Source organism: Pedobacter sp. N36a, from assembly GCF_014472395.1.
Lineage (GTDB): Bacteria > Bacteroidota > Bacteroidia > Sphingobacteriales > Sphingobacteriaceae > Pedobacter.
Window position 1 is genome coordinate 38,552 of sequence record NZ_JACSZW010000001.1, and the last position, 17,879, is coordinate 56,430.

At 40.7% G+C, this 17,879-nt stretch carries 23 protein-coding genes and 1 pseudogene; 8 read left to right on the plus strand and 16 right to left on the minus strand.

Annotation, left to right across the window (positions count from 1 at the left end; all coding sequences use genetic code 11):
• Positions 1 to 49: 49 nt before the first annotated feature.
• Entirely contained in the window at positions 50 to 361 is a 312-nt protein-coding gene (locus H9X96_RS00180; protein ID WP_187664344.1) for a hypothetical protein, read from the minus strand.
• A gap of 115 nt (positions 362 to 476) precedes the next feature.
• A complete protein-coding gene (locus tag H9X96_RS00185; RefSeq protein ID WP_187664345.1) occupies positions 477 to 1,094 on the minus strand; it encodes a phosphatase PAP2 family protein in 618 nt (205 codons plus the stop codon).
• 54 nt (positions 1,095 to 1,148) lie between these two features.
• Here H9X96_RS00185 and H9X96_RS00190 point away from each other — a divergent pair, with 54 nt between their 5' ends.
• A complete protein-coding gene (locus H9X96_RS00190; RefSeq protein ID WP_187664346.1) occupies positions 1,149 to 2,330 on the plus strand; it encodes an aminotransferase class V-fold PLP-dependent enzyme in 1,182 nt (393 codons plus the stop codon).
• Here the strand turns inward: H9X96_RS00190 and H9X96_RS00195 are convergent.
• Positions 2,327 to 3,034, minus strand: coding sequence for a DUF2490 domain-containing protein (locus H9X96_RS00195; RefSeq protein ID WP_187664347.1), 708 nt, complete (start codon positions 3,032 to 3,034; stop codon positions 2,327 to 2,329). The genes H9X96_RS00190 and H9X96_RS00195 overlap by 4 nt on opposite strands.
• 127 nt (positions 3,035 to 3,161) lie before the next feature.
• Between H9X96_RS00195 and H9X96_RS00200 the strand changes: the two genes are divergently transcribed.
• Positions 3,162 to 3,425, plus strand: a complete 264-nt coding sequence (locus tag H9X96_RS00200) for a hypothetical protein (protein ID WP_187664348.1) — start codon at positions 3,162 to 3,164, stop codon at positions 3,423 to 3,425.
• 53 nt (positions 3,426 to 3,478) lie between these two features.
• On the opposite strand, the gene H9X96_RS00205 is transcribed toward H9X96_RS00200, so the two are convergent.
• Both H9X96_RS00205 and H9X96_RS00210 read right to left on the minus strand, forming a co-directional pair.
• Positions 3,479 to 4,585 carry an NADH:flavin oxidoreductase gene (locus H9X96_RS00205; RefSeq protein ID WP_187664349.1) on the minus strand — a complete coding sequence of 369 codons (1,107 nt, stop codon included), beginning with the start codon at positions 4,583 to 4,585 and terminating at the stop codon, positions 3,479 to 3,481.
• A 12-nt stretch (positions 4,586 to 4,597) separates the two neighbouring features.
• Positions 4,598 to 4,897 (minus strand): helix-turn-helix transcriptional regulator, encoded by a 300-nt coding sequence (locus H9X96_RS00210; RefSeq protein ID WP_187664350.1) that lies wholly within the window; start codon positions 4,895 to 4,897, stop codon positions 4,598 to 4,600.
• Positions 4,898 to 4,961: 64 nt separating this feature from the next.
• Between H9X96_RS00210 and H9X96_RS23030 the strand changes: the two genes are divergently transcribed.
• From H9X96_RS23030 to H9X96_RS00225, 4 genes are read left to right on the plus strand one after another with little or no spacing between them, the layout of a single operon-like run.
• A complete protein-coding gene (locus H9X96_RS23030) occupies positions 4,962 to 5,153 on the plus strand; it encodes a hypothetical protein (RefSeq protein WP_222943801.1) in 192 nt (63 codons plus the stop codon).
• A gap of 13 nt (positions 5,154 to 5,166) precedes the next feature.
• The gene (locus tag H9X96_RS22760; RefSeq protein WP_255430935.1) at positions 5,167 to 5,289 is read left to right on the plus strand and encodes a hypothetical protein; all 123 of its coding nucleotides are present in this window, start codon (positions 5,167 to 5,169) and stop codon (positions 5,287 to 5,289) included.
• 53 nt (positions 5,290 to 5,342) lie between these two features.
• Positions 5,343 to 6,119 carry a DUF1080 domain-containing protein gene (locus H9X96_RS00220; protein WP_187664351.1) on the plus strand — a complete coding sequence of 259 codons (777 nt, stop codon included), beginning with the start codon at positions 5,343 to 5,345 and terminating at the stop codon, positions 6,117 to 6,119.
• Positions 6,120 to 6,144: 25 nt separating this feature from the next.
• Positions 6,145 to 6,450: a hypothetical protein gene (locus H9X96_RS00225; RefSeq protein WP_187664352.1), complete on the plus strand. Its 306-nt coding sequence runs from the start codon at positions 6,145 to 6,147 to the stop codon at positions 6,448 to 6,450.
• A gap of 69 nt (positions 6,451 to 6,519) precedes the next feature.
• Here H9X96_RS00225 and H9X96_RS00230 read toward each other — a convergent pair whose 3' ends face one another.
• The 4 genes from H9X96_RS00230 to H9X96_RS00245 all read right to left on the minus strand — a co-directional run bounded on the left by H9X96_RS00230 (position 6,520) and on the right by H9X96_RS00245 (position 10,411).
• Complete coding sequence (locus tag H9X96_RS00230; RefSeq protein WP_187664353.1) at positions 6,520 to 7,059, minus strand: RNA polymerase sigma factor; 540 nt, start codon at positions 7,057 to 7,059, stop codon at positions 6,520 to 6,522.
• A 181-nt stretch (positions 7,060 to 7,240) separates the two neighbouring features.
• Positions 7,241 to 7,891, minus strand: a complete 651-nt coding sequence (locus tag H9X96_RS00235; protein WP_187664354.1) for a response regulator transcription factor — start codon at positions 7,889 to 7,891, stop codon at positions 7,241 to 7,243.
• A gap of 51 nt (positions 7,892 to 7,942) precedes the next feature.
• Positions 7,943 to 8,179: a hypothetical protein gene (locus tag H9X96_RS00240; RefSeq protein ID WP_187664355.1), complete on the minus strand. Its 237-nt coding sequence runs from the start codon at positions 8,177 to 8,179 to the stop codon at positions 7,943 to 7,945.
• A gap of 57 nt (positions 8,180 to 8,236) precedes the next feature.
• The gene (locus H9X96_RS00245) at positions 8,237 to 10,411 is read right to left on the minus strand and encodes a PAS domain-containing protein (protein WP_187664356.1); all 2,175 of its coding nucleotides are present in this window, start codon (positions 10,409 to 10,411) and stop codon (positions 8,237 to 8,239) included.
• Positions 10,412 to 10,816: 405 nt separating this feature from the next.
• Here H9X96_RS00245 and H9X96_RS00250 point away from each other — a divergent pair, with 405 nt between their 5' ends.
• A complete protein-coding gene (locus tag H9X96_RS00250) occupies positions 10,817 to 11,065 on the plus strand; it encodes a helix-turn-helix domain-containing protein (RefSeq protein ID WP_062549431.1) in 249 nt (82 codons plus the stop codon).
• Positions 11,066 to 11,133: 68 nt separating this feature from the next.
• Here H9X96_RS00250 and H9X96_RS00255 read toward each other — a convergent pair whose 3' ends face one another.
• From H9X96_RS00255 to H9X96_RS22650, 6 genes and pseudogenes are all read right to left on the minus strand, one after another.
• Positions 11,134 to 12,582, minus strand: a complete 1,449-nt coding sequence (locus H9X96_RS00255) for a FecR domain-containing protein (RefSeq protein WP_187664357.1) — start codon at positions 12,580 to 12,582, stop codon at positions 11,134 to 11,136.
• Between the two features lie 120 nt (positions 12,583 to 12,702).
• Complete coding sequence (locus H9X96_RS00260; RefSeq protein ID WP_187664358.1) at positions 12,703 to 14,100, minus strand: aminopeptidase P family protein; 1,398 nt, start codon at positions 14,098 to 14,100, stop codon at positions 12,703 to 12,705.
• Between the two features lie 132 nt (positions 14,101 to 14,232).
• Positions 14,233 to 14,424 carry a PH domain-containing protein gene (locus tag H9X96_RS00265; protein WP_222943802.1) on the minus strand — a complete coding sequence of 64 codons (192 nt, stop codon included), beginning with the start codon at positions 14,422 to 14,424 and terminating at the stop codon, positions 14,233 to 14,235.
• Position 14,425: 1 nt separating this feature from the next.
• Positions 14,426 to 14,788 carry a DUF6370 family protein gene (locus H9X96_RS00270; RefSeq protein WP_187664359.1) on the minus strand — a complete coding sequence of 121 codons (363 nt, stop codon included), beginning with the start codon at positions 14,786 to 14,788 and terminating at the stop codon, positions 14,426 to 14,428.
• Between the two features lie 165 nt (positions 14,789 to 14,953).
• Complete coding sequence (locus H9X96_RS22645; protein ID WP_222943803.1) at positions 14,954 to 15,172, minus strand: hypothetical protein; 219 nt, start codon at positions 15,170 to 15,172, stop codon at positions 14,954 to 14,956.
• A 9-nt stretch (positions 15,173 to 15,181) separates the two neighbouring features.
• Positions 15,182 to 15,412 (minus strand): annotated as a pseudogene (locus tag H9X96_RS22650) (sulfatase-like hydrolase/transferase); the annotation flags it as partial.
• A gap of 227 nt (positions 15,413 to 15,639) precedes the next feature.
• Here H9X96_RS22650 and H9X96_RS00280 point away from each other — a divergent pair.
• Entirely contained in the window at positions 15,640 to 16,497 is an 858-nt protein-coding gene (locus H9X96_RS00280; protein WP_187664360.1) for a DMT family transporter, read from the plus strand.
• A 5-nt stretch (positions 16,498 to 16,502) separates the two neighbouring features.
• On the opposite strand, the gene H9X96_RS00285 is transcribed toward H9X96_RS00280, so the two are convergent.
• Positions 16,503 to 17,795 carry an ATP-binding protein gene (locus H9X96_RS00285; RefSeq protein WP_187664361.1) on the minus strand — a complete coding sequence of 431 codons (1,293 nt, stop codon included), beginning with the start codon at positions 17,793 to 17,795 and terminating at the stop codon, positions 16,503 to 16,505.
• Between the last annotated feature and the right edge of the window lie 84 nt (positions 17,796 to 17,879).

A 17,879-nucleotide genomic window follows, 5' to 3' on the forward strand; every position in this document is an offset into this window, starting at 1 on the left:
CATTCTCCAAAAATAATAATGAAGGTCAGCACTGGAATTTTGATTCGGATTATTCTCGGTTAAAAGCGTTGAGAGTGGCGGTTTTCCACCTTACATAACCTAATTTATCACATTGTCGGGCTACTTCAGCAATGGCTGATTCCGGAACATCATTTACGATTTTCCAGCGGACACCCTGTTTACTGTTGTAACCGATATAGATCACAATATCCTCAAATAAGGGCTCCATGAGCTCCAGATCTTTAAGGTGTAAATCCTGGAGTTCCCTGGCCAGCACCACCAGCTGGTCATTCATTACTTTTACTAAAGGGTCTGCCGGTTTAATCTCCGGTTCTGCAATTGGAAGTACGGTTATGGTCATACGCTTATTCAATCTAGGATCCTCTCTCCTGCCTGCCAGTCATAAATTCTGAAGACAAACGAAATACTACAAATATTAGCAAATATAAAAATTATTAAGCATTAAAAGAAGTGCTTTACTGATCTCCACGCAAAAAGCCCATAGATAATGCGGAGCCTGTACCTAAAACTGCTCCCGCGGCCACATCTGTAGGATAATGAACCCCAAGATACAAACGTGAAAACCCGACAGAACCTGCCCAAAGGTATGCTGGACCAACCACATACCATTTCTGGTAACTACGTGACAGCGCTGTTGCCGTGGTAAAAGCAGTAGAAGTATGGCCGGATGGAAAAGAATAATGGGAAGGCTGATAAACGGCATTGATTTTCACCAGGCCATTAAAAGGTCTTGGACGTTTTACCAGTTTTTTAATGAGTAAGGTGGCCAGTACATTGACGGCAGAGCTACTAGCTATGTATGCCGCATTCTGACGCATTTCTTTATCATTTGAAATGACTCCTGCGGCCATCAGACCTACCGGAACCCCCACATTGACTACATCATTATATTTAGACAGGAACATAAAAAAGCCCGTTCTCTCCGGTGTTCTCCGTTCAGAAAGACCGATCAAAATCCGGTCGTCCAGCTGCTGCAGCTGATGCTGGCCAAAAACCTGCGACGGAATGGCTAGACCTACAGCGAGCTGAAATATTAAAATATATTTAAGAAATGTGCTTTTCCTGCCAATCATGGCGTAAAGCTACAGTTTATTTTTTTAAACTTATCTTCGGAACAAAATAAGCAAATGATCCCCAGAGGCAAATTAGACCTTAGTTTTTCAGATACTTTTACCGGCATTGGCTACTGCCTGGCTGGTTATTTTCGCAACAACAAAATGACGCCGGACTTCCCAAAAGAGCCTGATCGTATCGTGACGCTTTCTGTGCGTACGGGTCTGGATCTTCTCCTGACCGCTTTAAACTACCCTCCCGGCACAGAGATTCTCGTTAGCGAGATCAATATTCCCGATATGTTTCACATTATCCGGGCACATCAGCTGGTTCCTATCCCTTTATCTGTTCATAAAGACACACTCAGCATTGATCCGGAAGCACTTAAAGCCGCCATCAATCCCGCCAGCAAAGTGTTATTACTGAGCCATCTTTTTGGGAGTGTAATGGATATGGCCGCCATTATACCGATTGCAAAGGCACATCAGATTCTGGTGATCGAAGATGCCGCACAAGCTTTTATGGGCGATAAGGTCGCAGAGCAGCAGCAGCAGCTGGAAACTGATGTACTCTTTTATAGCTTTGGCCTGATCAAGACCAATACTGCGGTTACTGGTGCTGTGATTCAAATAAAAGAACCCTCACTTTATTTAAAAGTTTGGTCGCTGAATGAAGGTTTAACCAGACAAAAAACAAGTGTATACCTGAAAAAGTTGATGAAGGTTTTATTTATGCAGCTGCTGACCACCCCTACCGTTTACACTTTTTTTTATCATTTCATTACTAAGCGTGGAAAAGATTTTGATGAAGCGCTTGCTGGTTTTACACGGGGATTTCCGGGCCAGGATGTACTGAAAAAAATCAGATTCAGACCAAGTATAGCCAACCATCGGTTATTGGAAAGAAAATGGAATAATTTCTCTCCAGAGGTGATCAGCGAAAGGAAAAAACTAGCCGCTGCTATTTTAAACCGATTGCCTGAAGCGATGAAGATAGGGACATTAAATAAAAACCATAGTTATTGGGTATTGCCAATTTACAGTGAAAGTCCTGATGAACTGATTAAACACCTCCGCAGTCATGGTTTTGACGCGACCGCAAAAGCATCAAGTCTGATCAGATTGGCACCGCTAACACCGGTCAATGAGTTGCCTTGCGCCCTCTCTTTAACACAAATCATTTACCTTCCTATGGATATTCTAATGAACAATTCAACGCGGGAACAAATCTCTTTACTCCTGCTAAACTATCCTTAAAATCTGGTGTATAGCGCAAGCTGAATCGCGTGATTGATCGTTTGCCCGCTGCGCATTTTCTGAGCCTGGTTCAGGTAGCCCGCTTCCAGGTCTAATTGCTTGCTAAAACGGAATCCCCCTGCTACATAAGCTCTATTTTGATCGAAAAAATGACCATTTACCTGGTCTTTATGCTGCACATTGAACATCAATTCGTTTTGCAAAGCCGCAAATGCACCTCTCTGAAACTGCTGTTGGCCTTTTGCTAGAGGAATGATCACGCGGGCAAAATACCGGATGCGCTGTGCAAATACATCGGTTCCATTCTGCTGTTCTATAAATCGCTGCTCCAATCTAAATCTATGGCTAAAATTCAACGTACTCAGCTGATGTCTGTAGATATATTGCTGCCAGATCCGATGTTCCGTGAGTTGAATATCAGCAATACCTTGCTGTGGAATATAAGTCTGATTTAGTAAATAACCCAAAGTCAGGTCACTTTTATCATTCAGAAAATAAGTCAGGCCTGGTCGGAACATAAAGTTTCTCAAATGACTAAACTGATCACCCGTTCTCAGTTGAACGTCGAGGTGGGTTCCCCATTTTTTTGATAACTTATTGTTGTTCAATAAGAACAGCCAACCAGTGTTCTGAACTGTAGTCTGGGCAATGGCCATGGTGCTGAAGAAGCATAGGAAGGCCAGCAAAAGATAGTAAATACGCATTGTAAATAAGGTTTCAAATTGTTTTGCCCAAAATAAAACAATTATTTACAGAAATAGAGTTCAGCTTGTCTTTTATGCATCCTTTAAATTGGGATGCGAGTTATATTGCCTATGTTCGTAAAAAAACATGGGTGTAAAAAAGCATTTATTAGACGTGGAAGTGAAATTATCTGGTGGTAGAATTGTTAAAGGTCCGGTAACGACCTCAGACGACAAGACCTACCATTTCAAAAGCCAGTCCGGGGGCTCCGGTTTTTATCTTTATCTGATTAGAGACGACAATGGCTGGTATGAGTCTGGTGGGAATGAAGCCGAACATCCACAAGAAGTCGTGGACCAGGTAGGTCTGCAGATTGACACTCATCTACAAGAAAATCCAATATCCTTATAAAGTAAAAGGCCGTATTCAGGAATACGGCCTTTTATGGTGATTTCAGCAATTGCTTAATCCATTACCAATTGTCCTAATGCTGCTTTGGTAAAGCCTTTCAGTTCTCCCAAGCGGTTTTCTTTAATTTTCTTTACCCAGTTTGGATCTGCCAATAATGGTCTGCCCACAGCCACTAGATCAAAATCTCCCCTCTCCATACGGCGGATCAATTCATCTAAAGAACTTGGGTCAGCACTTTCTCCTGCAAAAGCTTTCAAGAACTCTCCGTCCAGTCCAACAGAACCTACGGTAATTGTTGCTTTTCCAGTAATTTTTTTAGCCCATCCTGCGAAGTTTAAATCTGATCCCTCAAATTCCGGTTCCCAGAATCTACGTTGTGAACAATGGAAAATATCTACACCTGCATCAGCCATAGGAACTAACCATTCTTCCATTTCCTGAGGGGTTTTCGCCAGTTGATAAGTATAATCAGCAGGTTTCCATTGAGATAAGCGAAGAATAATGGTAAAATCTTCCCCCACTTGTTTCCGCACTTCTTTGATCACTTCTATGGCAAAACGGCTGCGCTCAGCTAAGGTTTTACCACCATAAATATCGGTACGCAGATTTGTACCTTCCCAGAAAAACTGGTCGATCAGGTAACCATGTGCACCATGAATCTCCAGGGTATCAAATCCCATTCTTTTTGCTGCAGCTGCTGCTGCTCCATAAGCAAGAATCGCAGCTTTTATATCGGCTTCAGTCATGGTATTCCCATTGTTAAAACCCGGTCTGTTTAAGCCAGAAGGACCTTCAAATGGTGTGGAAGGCAACCAGCCGGAAGGATGATTGTCCATTATTCCCATGTGCCAAATCTGAGGGCCCATTGCGCCACCATTTGCATGCACTTCATTGATCACCTTTTGCCATCCTGCCAATGCTGCTGTTCCATAAAAATGAGGAACATTCCCATCATTTGAAGAGGCTGGGCGATCAATTACAGTTCCTTCGGAAAGAATCAAGCCAACTTCTCCAATTGCTCTTTTACTATAATAAGCAGCCACATCTGCTCCTGGGATACCATTTGGCGAGAAAGACCTCGTCATTGGTGCCATCACTATTCTATTTTTTATATTTAAAGATTTCAGACTAAACGGCCTGAACAAGCTATCTGTATTCATAATTATATGATTTTATATATCGGATTCTATGATTTTACTCAGTTCAATAAATGTTTCTTCATTTCGTTTATAATACGTCCACTGGCCTACTCTTGTGGAAGAAACCAGGCCGGCACGCTGAAGAATGGATAAATATTCTGAAACAGTAGATTGTGTCAATCCTGACTTCTTCTGAATTTCCCCCACGCACACGCCTACTTCAAATCCGGCATGAATTTGCTCAGGAAAACTCGCTGGAGGATCTTTTAGCCATTGTAAAATTTCCAGTCGGGTCTTGTTAGACAGCGCTTTAAATATTTCTAACTGTTTCATAGCACAAATATATATCGACTTTTTCCGATATACCTATTAAAGAAAAAGAGATGACATTACCCTGATGATATCGGGTTTTTCCGATATAAAATCAGGCATACTGTTTCCGCTGAGGTCTAATGAATTTCTAGGTCCATTCAAACTGGGCGGCCTAGATGGTTTTCCTTTTGCCGGATGGAGCGGCATGGGTGCTTTTGCGAGCCATGTCCCTGATGACGGGGCTGTTCTGGGTAAATCAGACAAAATATACCGGTAAATAGGTGATTCTATTGGGAACAATTCACATCAGCAGCGATACGGACATGGGCTCTTTTACTTCTGCTAAACGCTTTGAGCTCATCAATCTTGCAACAAATGAGCGACAAAACTTAATGCCAGAGTTTTTCAATTAAAACTGACTTCAATAATAGTATATTAGAAAAAAATATCACGTTAAATATCAGTTATGAACTTAAATAAAGCCATCTTAACCACTACTTTAATCCTTGGAACGATCAGTATCAGCGCTGCACAGGAAGCTAAACATGAGGATACCGAATTTTACACTCCTGTCCCGCCGGTAGTTCGTCCTGCAAAAGTGATTGGAAATGCACCATCTGATGCTATTGTCCTTTTTGACGGAAAAAACATGGACCAATGGGTGATGACGGAAGACCGCTCTAAACCTGCCACCTGGAAAGTTAGTAAGGGGGTATTTACAGTAGACAAGAAAAGTGGAAACATTGAAACCAAGCAATCTTTTAACAATTACCAGCTGCATTTAGAATGGCAAGTTCCTGCAAATATCTCTGGTGAAGGCCAGGCACGCGGAAATAGCGGACTTTTCCTGGCCTCTATTGGAAAAGGAGATCTGGGTTATGAATTGCAGATCTTAGATGCTTATCATAACCCAACCTATACGAATGGAATGGCAGGGAGCATTTATAAGCAGACTACGCCATTAGTTAATCCTTCAAAAAAACCAGGAGAATGGCAAACTTATGATGTCATCTGGACTGCACCAGTATTTGAAACTGACGGTACATTGAAAAGTCCGGCAAAAGTAACTGTCCTGTTTAATGGTGTACTTGTTCAAAATAATTTTGAGTTAAAAGGGCCATCTCAGTATGTAGGACTACCTGCTTACCGTAAAGCACATGGTGCCTCTCCAATAAAATTACAGGCACACGGAGATAAGAGTGAGCCGCTAAGCTTCCGTAACATCTGGATCAGAGAACTATAAATTATAACGGTATAAAATCAAATCTATGAAAAAGTTAATCCTTCTTTTAGCGCTCGGCTTTAGCTTTACAGGGTGCAGCAGTATAAAATCTTCTAAAGATGGAAATACAGTGACTCTGACTGGCAAGATTGAAAAAACAGGAATGACTACCTATCAATACGGTACGCACACCATTCAAGCAGACCATAAAACCTATACGTTGAAGAGCAGCAGTGTAGACCTGAATAGTTTTGAAAACAAAGAGGTGGAGTTGGTTGGAACAAAAGTTCCAGGTTATCCTGTAGAGAATGGACCAGTCCTGATTGAAGTCAGCGCTGTAAAGTTAAAATAAACTGCAAAATAAATACTGGTCTCCCATTTTTGATAAATGGGAGACCCTGTAATGGAAAGGCCTTTAAAATCAGACTGGCGTACCGTTACTAAAGAACTGATCCTGATAGGATTTCAGCTCATTTTTCAACAGGCCTCTAGCCACGTGGATTCTGGTTTTCACGGTTCCTATTGGAATGTTCAATTCCTTTGCAATTTCGTGGTATTTATAACCTTCGAAATATTTCACGAAAGGTGTATAGTATTGGGGCTGCAGTTTTCCAAGTGCACTGTGAATATCGTTCATGATACATTTTCCTAGCCCGGTATTATGGGACGCACCTAAAGCCGCGCCAGTGGTCGTAATATCGACCCCAAAATTCATAAAAGTTTTCGCCAGGTTTCTACGCCTGTAGCTGTTAATGAAGGTATTCCGTAGAATCATGTATAACCAACCCTTAAGATTCGTACCTTGTTTAAAATTCTTTTCATAACGAATTGCTTTAAGCATGGTGTCCTGAACCAAGTCGTCAGCATCATCATCATTCTGTGTAAAAGCCAGAGCAAAAGATCTTAAGTTGTCCTTATAGCTCCATAGTTGAAAGTTAAAATCGATTGTGGTTGTGCTCATGGTATTTGTTGATTAGTATACCATGGAAATATCAAATGCTATGCCTCAGACCGTGCCAAAATTCTAATCCGTATATATTTCACATAAAACACGTACTGAGCTTAAATCTTTACGTATTTAACGCAAAAACCCATTTTAAAGCATTTAAAGTCGGTTTTAATTGGGGGGTGAAAGCTTTTTCTTAGTGAATCAATCCATTCAATATGGCATAATGAATTAAAGCTGCGGTATTTCTAGATCCCGTTTTCTCTATTAAACCCTGACGGTGACCTTCTACAGTTCTTTTACTAATGAATAATTTTTCAGATATCTCACTGTTAGTCAACCCTTCAGCAATTAAGGTCAGTATTTCAATCTCTCTCTCCGAAAAGTCGTGGCTTACTTCCGGATATTCCATACCTCGTGTTGCATTTTGACTACATTTCTCCAGCATTCTCATGGCCAGTTCTGAACACAGGTATTTTCCTCCGGAATTTACATGTTTTAAAGAGAATATGAGTTCTTCTGCACTTACATTCTTTAGTAAGTAGCCCATTGCGCCTGCTTCAAAAGCTTGTACTACATATTTTTCATTATCATGCATCGAAAGCATGACCATTAATGAAGAGAACCCTTTGTCTTTTATCTCCTTCAACAGCATCATTCCGTCCAGTTCCGGCATATTGATATCAGCGAGTATAATGTCCACCTTCTTTCCGGTAGCAAGGAATGCCAATGCCTCTATCCCATTTTCGGCTTCTGCAACTACGTTTATACCTTTATCAGTCTCCAATAGCATTTTAATGCCATTCCTAACTATATTGTGATCCTCTACTAATAATACCTGTAACATCTTCCTAAATTTATTTTTAATATTTCTTCCTACTCCTTCTTGTCCAGGTTCTCATTTAAATTTAATACCAGAAGTATCATTATCGAGTAAACCAGTTAAAATAATTCCTCTGATTCCAGACTCATTCACACTTTTATGAAATCCCTTTCCATTATCGATGATCACAATATAGACATTTTCATCTACCGTTAGGATGGTGATCTTTGCTTCCGTTGCAGCTGCTAATTCGGTCGCGAAATTCGAGCTGCAGGTTATTGAATGTCCTGGCCGTATCAAATAGCTGCTCATGTAAGCTTAATATGGAGTGACAAAAATCAGCGTTTGGCGGTGCCCTGCTCCGATAAATTAATCTATCACATTGGGAAGTAGTACTGAAATTACCGTTCCCTTTCCAATAACTGAATTAATGGCCAGACAACCATTTAATAGATTTGCCTTATTTCGGATGGCTTTCAGGCCTATTCCCCTGTTCAAAACTAATTCCTTATCAAATCCTTTTCCATTATCATCAACCTGGATATGAATCACTTCTTCATTGGCATTAATGGTTAGGTGAACTCGGGTAGCTTCCGCATGCTTGATGACGTTCATCATCAATTCCTGAACCACTCTATAGATGGCAACTTCTATATATTTATCCCATTTATTTTCTAATCCGGTATAGGTGGTACGAATCGGAATTGCCAGTTGAAATTGATTACAAATATCATCCAATGCTGCTTTTAATCCAAAATCTTCCAGGATGGATGGCATCAGCTCATGAGAGAGTCTCCGACTCTCTTTAATGGCATCAGACAATAACCGATCAGTCTGCTGCATTTCTTTCAAATGTTCATCGGGTGTTAAATTAACGAGGTTGAGCATATTTTTAGATAAGCTTAGCTTTACCCCATATAGCAGTTGCCCCAATCCATTATGCAAGTCCTCCGCAATGCGTTTACGTTCACCCTGCTGTGTACCGAGAATAGTCCTAAAAATCTCTTGTTGCAGCAATTCATTCTTTCGGAATAACTCAATTTGCATTGTCATGTCAATATCTACTCCTAATACCTTCAATGGCTTTCCGTTTTCATCCTGATGTATAGAAGCCTTTATTTTTAAAACCTTAGGGATACCATTTACTAAAATTTCAATACTTTCTTCAAAACCTTCCACACCAGACTTCATCAGTTCAATAATTTTCTCTGCTGCGTCTGTATGTCCTGCAGTCGCATATTGAAGGTAAATTTCAGGGATCGGAACTGAGGTATGATCAAGATTAAAGAGCTGGTACATTCCTTCAGACCAATTAAAATCTCCAGAGCTCAAGTCGTATTCCCAACTCCCGATTTTCGCCAGTTCTTCAGATTGCTCCAGAATCATCAGGTTTTTCAATTGTTCCTGTTCGGCAAACTTACGGGCGCTAATATTTACATTAGTGACCACCAAGCGGTCTTCCATTTTCACGAACATGCTGGAGAACCAGGCATTGAAACCATCATAATCGTAATAACACTCCGTTTGCTGTGGGACGGAAGTTTCCATTACCGCTAACATCACATCAAACAAGCCCGATGGCTTCACTCCAGGAAATTCAGTTAAATAAAATCTACCGATCAAATCCCCCCGTCCAGCTTCTCTTTCCTGTTCCCGACTCATCATTTCGATTTGGAAATCGATAATATTTCCCTCAGCATCTCTGATCGGCTTTAACAAGGATACACCCAGCAAACTTGCGTTGAAAACAGATTGAATCAAATTTTTACTTTCTTTCAGTTCCATTGTGGTGAGGTGATGTTCAGTGACATCTTGAATTACCCCATAAAAACGTGCCAGCCCAGTAGTGATGTCCAGCAAAAACTCTATCTTCATGTGGATCACTTTTGTTTCTCGCTGAGCAGTAATAATTCGGCAGCTATGTTCAAAAGCACATTTCTCCGCCCTATTTTCCTCAAAAGCCTGGACCGCTAAACTTCGGTCTTCGGGATGAAAATAGGCAGAGAGCCGTTCAAAATTAAATGGCTGCTCTTGTGGCTGATGGCCATAGATCCGGTACAATTCGTCACTTAAATAAAGGGAATCGGTTTCAGTCAGGCCTTCAAAATAGCCGATATTACCCAGCTCCTGAGCCAACTTTAAACGGCGCTGTTCTTCTAACAGCCTCAGCCTTGCTATAGTCACTTCATTGATCTCTGTAAACATCAAAACCACTCCGGTTTCAGAAGGAATCGCATGAAGGGAAATCCATATTAGGGCCTGACTGCAGAAATATTCTGTAATCGTTGCTTCTTTTTCTAAAACCGCCTTTTGAATGGCATGAAAAGCTTCTGGACAAGCTTGTTTATCAAAAAACGTCCAGGCTTCTGCCCCTACGAATTCCGTATCCTCCATTTTGAAAAGTGTAGTCGCCTTTTTATTCCCATATAAAAAAAAGCTGTCAGCATCTAGCTGAAAACAAGCTACATCGATTAAATTTAAAATATATTCTGCGCTGAAAATGCCAGATAAGGAGGGTGTTATTTTTGGGGAAGTACTGATCATAAATAAGAAGGCACAATGGCATCATTTTAAATATACAACAAATGGAGGTAAAAAGTGTTTTTCTATCTCTCCTGGCCAATGTTTGCGCCTTTCCTATACCTAACTGTCTGCTGACCTCCTATTTCAGTGACCGCATGTCTTTATCCTCAGACAGCATATAGTTAATCATGTTGCTTTTATATCATCATTTAATTCGTTAACTTTAATTATCAATTAAATAATAATTGAGTTTATTACTTTAGCCTAACCACCTAAAGCTGCTTGAATTGCTTTAAATAATCGATAAACCACATATTAATTCACACCATCAACCAACTAAACCACAAACTACTCAAAAGATAAATGGGCTTATTGATGCTTCATTACGAACAGCTGTAACTTATTTTCTTTTTTACCGCCCTCCACATGAATACAAAATCGAAATTTGAATTGGAAATTGTTCGTAAAGTACGGACAATCAGAAAAGAAAGAAACAAAGGGCAAACCTATATTGCCATGGTTTTGAAAGTTTCCGATGGCTACATAGGACAAATAGAAGGAGAAAGGTGGCCAGCAATGTACACCTACGACCAACTCAACAAAATTGCGATAGATTTCGGATGCAGTCCTCAGGATTTCATTCCCAATGAGAGTATCATTGAAAACTATAGCTGAACCTTTTAGCCTTTGCTTGTAACCTTACCTCAAGCACCTCGATTGGGGTGCTTTTTTTTTGGTTTTTTTTATTTCAAGACGAGAATACGTTCCGCTTCCAGCTTAAAATGAACGGCTCCTGAAAGTTCCAGCAAGCTCAAAAGTTTGGAAAGTTCATCAAATCTGGAGGCTTCTAAACTGAGTAAGGGCTGCTCTTCCTGGACTGCTTCATATACCACCGGAACATCGTACCAGCGGCTAATTTTTTCCATGATGCTGCTCAACGGCTCCGATTTAAAGATAAAAGATCCATTTTTCCAGGCAATCGCCGCCTCTATGTCTACATTTTGCACGTTAGCCATCGTTTCCGTCAGGATCAACTGCTGTCCAGGTTTCAAAACCGTTTCCTTATTTCCTATTCCGGGATGGTCAACCAGCACGCTGCCTGTTACTAGGGTACTGCTTACAGCCTCATCTTCCGGGTAACTGCTAACCTGGAAATGGGTACCTAAAACTTTCAATTCCTGCTTGTCAGATTTTACTATAAATGGAGTACCTGCATTGGTCGCTACCTCAAAATAAGCCTCCCCGATCAGCTGCACTTTACGCGTTTTCTCCGCAGAAAAAACACCAGGAAACTTAAGAGAAGACGCTGCGTTTAACCACACTTTAGTACCATCGGATAAAGTGAGCATATACTGACCGCCATTAGGGGTTTTAAGCGTGAAATCCATTCCGTCTACAGAAACAGGCAATTGGGTTCCATCATTGTAAGTAATCCCAGATTCGGTCATGCGTAGACCACTTTTAACCTCGCTTAAACTAAGCGTCTCTCCATCTGGCAATAAAAGCGCAGCTTTATTACTTCCCGGCACAATCCCATAGGAGGCTGATCCAGTAATCGGATCATCAAATTTCGAAGCCCTGAATTCCCGGTAAAACATAGACATAAAGCCGGTGGTCAATAAAGCCAGACAAGCGATCGCGAGATAAGCAAAAGACCTTTGTTTATAAAAAGGAATGAGTTTAATTTTCTGATCAACAGATTTGATCACCGTACTCAATAAGGGATAAAGGTCAGAAATATGTTTTTTTAAGCGTACATCTATAAATTTTGGGGGCAGTTCATCGGCTAGTGCTTTGCGGATCAGCAAACGCAAATCCTTTTCAGAAAGCGTCCCGAAATGGGCGATCAACAGTTCAGTTTCCTCCTCAGCCACAAACTTTCTAAAATAATCAAACACCAGGTTTTCGGCCATGGTATTCAGCTGCATCTGAAAAGCTGTTTTTAAAGAGATCTTCCCCCTATTGTCCCAAACTGTAAGAAATAAATCCTGAATCAATTTATCTACCAGATTCTGGTCTTTTAGGAGATGCAGCAGCTGCCCATATATTTTTTCACTGAAATGTGCATAAAGTTTTCCGAAGGCAGCTTCCTCTCCTGCTTTCAGTCTGATCAATTCTTCCTTTTCATTCCAGTGCTCTGGTACTTTAATCCCCATAAATTTTTCGCGTTGTCCTGATGATTTCAGCTTCATCCTGATTAAGAAAGTACCCAGTTGCGCGGCTTTCCTAATCAGGAATTAAGCAATTAATACTTATAACAATATTTTAACACAAACGTTTGTACAAAAACTCCAATTTATTCAGTTTGTTGTTTAATAAGCACTACTTCTAATTTCTTCTACTTCTTCTACAGAAATGGCCAGGTCTTTACCCAGTTTTTTATAACCATTTGCGGTAATCACGTAGTCATCTTCTACCCTAATGCCACCAAAATCCCGGTAAGCCTGAACTTTATCATAGTTGATATAGGCAGAAAACTCATTACTTGCCTGCCATTGATCGATCAGTTCAGGAATAAAATATAATCCGGGCTCCACTGTTACTACATATCCTTCTTCCAGGGCTTTCCCTAATCTAAGGGACTTTAAGCCGAACTGAGTGGTGTTTTTAACCAGTTCATCGGTGTAACCTACATATTGCTCCCCAAGATTTTCCATATCGTGAACATCAAGTCCCATCATGTGTCCTGTTCCGCATTGGAAAAATAAAGCATGTGCGCCCTGAGCTACTGCATCTTCCAGGTTGCCTTTCATCAATCCGAGATTTTTTAACCCTTCTGCCAGACTTAAACAGGATTGATAATGTACATCAATAAACCGTTGTCCGGGTTTTAACGCTTCAACGCCCTGCTGATAGGCATTTAGTACAATTTGATAGGCATCTCTTTGTTCCGGTAAGAATTTTTTACCTGCCGGAAAAGTACGCGTTAAATCTCCTGCATAACCCATAGGGGTTTCCGCACCTGAATCGTTCAGCACCATATCTCCTTCTTTTAAAATATTTCCATGATAATGGTTGTGCAGGATTTGTCCATTTACGGTTAAAATGATAGGATAAGAAAGCTGCCCCCCTGCGGTTAATGCCACCTGATGAACTGCTGCTGCCAATTCATTTTCTGACATTCCAGGTCTGGCCAGTTGCATGGCTTTCAGGTGCATTTCCGCAGAAATCACAGACGCTTTATCCAGCTCGATTATTTCCAGTGCAGATTTTACCGAACGCTGAGCCACAACCGCTTTAATCAAAGGAATGGAAGTCTTTTCTTTGACTTGCGACGGTGTTATATCCAAGAGTTCTGCCAGTTTAATTTTATGCTCCGCACGATACGGAGGAAGGAAATGTATCGCTCTCCCTTTTCCTTTCGCTTTAGCCAGGTATTGATCCAGCTGCTGAAAAGGAGCTAATTTGGTGATTCCTGCCTCTTCGGCTTTTGCTGAAAGTGTTTTTTGTCTACCCATCCATACAATTGCATCCATACTCATTTCATCTCCAAAAAGCGTCACTTGATTTTCATCCAGGTCAATGATCGCAGCGAGTTGCGGCTCCGGAATCCCGAAGTAATATAGAAATGTACTGTCTTGTCGGAAATGGTAGGCATTGTCCAAAAAGTTCATAGGGCTTTCTTCATTTCCTAAAAAAAGCAGAATTCCTGATTGAAATGCTGCTGAAAGCTGTTTTCTTCTGGCTAAATATTCGTCTTTATCAAACATATCTGATCGTTTTTAAATGGGTTTCCAAAGGTAGCGCTTAGCTTTAAAATTCTATGGGGAAATTAGCCTGATGGGCAGGATCTGTTGCTTTAATAAAAAGGCGATCTCTTTAAGATTGCCTTCAGCAATGTATTATTTTAATACGTGAAAGGCCAGTACGTTCTGTACATCAAACACGTTCAACGACTTGTTAAATTTCTTTCTGACACTTGGTTGAGCTTCGCCGGAAATCCAGATTTTAAGTTCCGCATCCAGATCAAAAGTTCCTGCAGTTTCCACGCTGAAAATTCCTGCATTGCCCATCAGGGCAGAAAATAATCCCATATTATATTTTAGTGTTTGATTTTTTGGTGTCTTCTTTCAATAACTTAAAAGATGTCGATTTGAATCTGCCATTTACAACTTTCCCAGTCACTTCTGCTTTTCTGATTGCGTTACAGAAACCATCTTTAGCATGAGCATCACCATGGTCATCAATATCGGATCCATCTACAAAATAAGCCTGGCCATCGATTCTTACGGCAAGGTCACATTCTTTACCTTTCAAATCAAACTTACACTCCCCACAGGCAGTTTCCACAACATGTGGTGTCTTAAAATCAATAACTGGTTCTTTTTTTTCTTTTTGCTGCGCCTGAACTCCAATCGCCATAAAGGCGAAAAATACAAGGGTAATCAACTTTTTCATGGTCGTTTAAATTTGTATAAAATTATAATAAAAACCGGATAATTGAACCTGCTGAAAAATCCTACCTAAAGGATTTAGGGTTGCACTGCATGTGTTATTTGAAAAAGATATTAAAGTTACCCGGATACTCAAAGCCAAGACACTAGAGCTTCCCTGGCAATTCTTCTAGCCAGATGGTCTGTTGTTGTTCTTCCGGTGACCTCTTTCACACAGCTTTTTGGGATCCAATGCCCGGTGGACGCTAATAAAGGGATTGTCCAATGTATCCTGTTTGTCATTTTCCCATAAATGCGTCGGATAAAAACTATGCGCTTGTTTCTGGTCCAGCAATCTGTAGTAATCATCAAAACCTTGCTTCAATGGAGAGCCTGACGTACCCTTCATACCCAATCCCTATTTACCTACGAGCGCAGTTTTATACCCCGCATGCTGCATCAAATGACCAAGGGTAAAAGTCCCATCCTTCAAAGGCATCTGTCCGCGCTCTTCACGATCCGGAAAACCTCCAAGTTCATAATTTCCGCGGATATAAGCATGTCCGCCATGTTTACCGGTCATGAGCATGGCTCTGGCAGGCGCACAAACTGGAGTCCCCGTATAATGATCGGTAAATTTCATGCCATGACGTTTGGTTTCTTTTGAGCAAAGCCGTCAATAACTGATATCCATCCTAAAAAAAATTGGGCTACAACCCCTAAAAATACGGCGCCTTTTTCCATTGCAGTCCAAGATATAGAAAGATCCATAAAATATTGTCGTCTGCTTTTTGTAATTTTGCGCTCCCAAATCGGGAAGGCGTTTTTTACCTGATATCAAACGTTTGATTTACCTCCATTTAATTTGCCTGCATTATGAAAAAAAATATCCTGCTGAATATCCCACCTCTACCCGCAGTGTTATTGGCCATCATTAGTGTACAGGCGGGTGCAGCAATTGCAAAAGGACTTTTTCCAGCGATCGGCCCTACTGCTACAGCCTCTTTACGCATCGGATTATCTGCCATTATACTGTTGGTCGCAAATCGCCCGAATCTGTTTAAGTTGAGTAAGGCACAATGGAAAGCCGTGATTCCTTATGGTCTGGCCTTGGGTGCGATGAATGTGATTTTCTACATGGCGATTAAACGAATTCCTCTGGGATTAGGCGTGACGCTTGAATTTATAGGGCCTTTATTATTGGCGGTATGTAACTCTAAACGCGGACTGGATTACCTTTGGGTATTGCTTGCCGCAGCAGGAATTGCTTTAATTGCCCCATGGTCTAATGAAGGTTTGGACTTGATCGGTGTACTGCTTGCACTATTGGCTGGAGGATTCTGGGCAGCATACATTGTATTGGGCAGCCGGATTTCTAAAATTATGAAAGGCGGTGATGCCGTTTCTGTAGGCATGATCTTCGCCACATTACTCGTGGTTCCATTTGGATTCTTCGGTGGTGGTTTCAGCCAAATTACTCCGACTCTATTGCTACTTGGCGGAGCATTGGCGCTTTTATCCAGTGCCATTCCATTTACTTTAGAAATGAGTGCGCTCGGACAAATGCCTGCACGTACTTTCAGTATTCTGATGAGTATGGAACCTGCTGTTGCCTCATTAGCCGGAATCGTATTCTTATCCGAACATCTTTCTTTCTTCGAATATCTTGCCGTTGCCTTAGTCGTAATTGCTAGTGCGGGTGCAACACTGACCTCTAAAAAAGAAGTTTTATAATGTGTTTATCCCGCTAAAAAACTCATCAATTCTTCTTTTTCTTCGGCTTCCAATTCTACAATCCCTTCAATCACTTGGAACAACTGTGGTCTTTGATTCGAATTGAGCAAAACATGAGTGAACCTGACAAAAGCTTTCTTTTGATCGATGCTTAAGCCACTAAATAGTTTGGGCTGTAACTCATACATCACTTTTAAAGTTTCGATCAGGTCAGTTTTTTGACTCGCCTCTTCTTCGCTAAATACCGGCAATACACCTTCAAGGGCATACTTTTCCATTAGTTTGCTAGAAAATTCTTTCAGAAATGGTTTTCTTTTGGCCCTCAATAACTCGTTCACTTTTTTAATCAGGAACTTATATTCAGGAGAAGATTTAGTACGCGCGTACAGCTTTACCTGTGCCTCATAATCTGTGCTGCTAAAATCAAACTCATCAAAGAATTCACTTTCAATGAAAACACTATGGTAATATTCATCTGCTTTCTTATTCAGTGTAGTGTAGTCTTTATAAACTTCCTGCCCTTTATGATTGATAAAATAGTTCTTCGACAATTCTTTGTGCAGTGATTCCTTCCATTGTATGAATTTCACTTTAAATGTAGTGTTACTTTCTGGATATCTAAAAACCAGGTCGTCTTCCTGATCCATGATATTATCCTGATAAACTAAGGGCTCGCCATTGATCACAATGGAGAAACCTCTGCTTTTATGGAGTTCCAGAAACCAGCAGAATTCGGCTTGCAAATAAGGAATAATGCTCAATTCCATCGCTTCTTTTGACAACTGCACATTTGAAAAAGAGACAGTCGTTCCGGTTGTCTTTTCCTTTAGGTCTTCGTTTAAAAGCTTTGCTTCATAATTGTTCAATTCCCCAACGGCCACCTTTATACTGCCATTTTTGAACTGACCATTTTCCTCATAGGTCGTGTTCCATTCCGCAGCGTGCGCAAAAGTAAAAAAGGTGAGTCTACCTACCCCATTCTTTCCGTGCATGGTGGACTTGTGCAGGTGAATGCTTTGTTCCAATGCTTTTTCAGATTCATAAAATGGGTTAAACTTATCCTTCAATAAGGAGAAATTGATGCCATAACCGTTATCTGCGACTTTCAGACTTTCTATACTTCCTAAAGCATTGAAAGTATAATCTATTAAAATGGTATCTGCTTTTGCATCAAAACCATTCCAGATGTACTCTGCCAATGCTTGTTTTTCATTGTAAAGACGCAAGACTTTTCTGATTCCTTTGGAAGTGATATTTACGTTACTGGCCATGATGAAAGGGTTGGTTTTGGAATTCAAATTTAAGCTTTTTGTCTATTCTTTAAACCATTAAAGCTTGATTATATAGGTTTTCTGAAGGCTTAATACCTCTGGAACCTTTAG

Bases quoted from the DNA above. Each gene is read 5' to 3' on its own strand.
- H9X96_RS00180 (WP_187664344.1), bottom strand. From the start codon at position 361: ATGACCATAACCGTACTTCCAATTGCAGAACCGGAGATTAAACCGGCA.
- H9X96_RS00185 (WP_187664345.1), bottom strand. From the start codon at position 1,094: ATGATTGGCAGGAAAAGCACATTTCTTAAATATATTTTAATATTTCAG.
- H9X96_RS00190 (WP_187664346.1), top strand. From the start codon at position 1,149: ATGATCCCCAGAGGCAAATTAGACCTTAGTTTTTCAGATACTTTTACC.
- H9X96_RS00195 (WP_187664347.1), bottom strand. From the start codon at position 3,034: ATGCGTATTTACTATCTTTTGCTGGCCTTCCTATGCTTCTTCAGCACC.
- H9X96_RS00200 (WP_187664348.1), top strand. From the start codon at position 3,162: ATGGGTGTAAAAAAGCATTTATTAGACGTGGAAGTGAAATTATCTGGT.
- H9X96_RS00205 (WP_187664349.1), bottom strand. From the start codon at position 4,585: ATGAATACAGATAGCTTGTTCAGGCCGTTTAGTCTGAAATCTTTAAAT.
- H9X96_RS00210 (WP_187664350.1), bottom strand. From the start codon at position 4,897: ATGAAACAGTTAGAAATATTTAAAGCGCTGTCTAACAAGACCCGACTG.
- H9X96_RS23030 (WP_222943801.1), top strand. From the start codon at position 4,962: ATGATATCGGGTTTTTCCGATATAAAATCAGGCATACTGTTTCCGCTG.
- H9X96_RS00220 (WP_187664351.1), top strand. From the start codon at position 5,343: ATGAACTTAAATAAAGCCATCTTAACCACTACTTTAATCCTTGGAACG.
- H9X96_RS00225 (WP_187664352.1), top strand. From the start codon at position 6,145: ATGAAAAAGTTAATCCTTCTTTTAGCGCTCGGCTTTAGCTTTACAGGG.
- H9X96_RS00230 (WP_187664353.1), bottom strand. From the start codon at position 7,059: ATGAGCACAACCACAATCGATTTTAACTTTCAACTATGGAGCTATAAG.
- H9X96_RS00235 (WP_187664354.1), bottom strand. From the start codon at position 7,891: ATGTTACAGGTATTATTAGTAGAGGATCACAATATAGTTAGGAATGGC.
- H9X96_RS00240 (WP_187664355.1), bottom strand. From the start codon at position 8,179: ATGAGCAGCTATTTGATACGGCCAGGACATTCAATAACCTGCAGCTCG.
- H9X96_RS00245 (WP_187664356.1), bottom strand. From the start codon at position 10,411: ATGATCAGTACTTCCCCAAAAATAACACCCTCCTTATCTGGCATTTTC.
- H9X96_RS00250 (WP_062549431.1), top strand. From the start codon at position 10,817: ATGAATACAAAATCGAAATTTGAATTGGAAATTGTTCGTAAAGTACGG.
- H9X96_RS00255 (WP_187664357.1), bottom strand. From the start codon at position 12,582: ATGAAGCTGAAATCATCAGGACAACGCGAAAAATTTATGGGGATTAAA.
- H9X96_RS00260 (WP_187664358.1), bottom strand. From the start codon at position 14,100: ATGTTTGATAAAGACGAATATTTAGCCAGAAGAAAACAGCTTTCAGCA.
- H9X96_RS00265 (WP_222943802.1), bottom strand. From the start codon at position 14,424: ATGGGATTATTTTCTGCCCTGATGGGCAATGCAGGAATTTTCAGCGTG.
- H9X96_RS00270 (WP_187664359.1), bottom strand. From the start codon at position 14,788: ATGAAAAAGTTGATTACCCTTGTATTTTTCGCCTTTATGGCGATTGGA.
- H9X96_RS22645 (WP_222943803.1), bottom strand. From the start codon at position 15,172: ATGAAGGGTACGTCAGGCTCTCCATTGAAGCAAGGTTTTGATGATTAC.
- H9X96_RS00280 (WP_187664360.1), top strand. From the start codon at position 15,640: ATGAAAAAAAATATCCTGCTGAATATCCCACCTCTACCCGCAGTGTTA.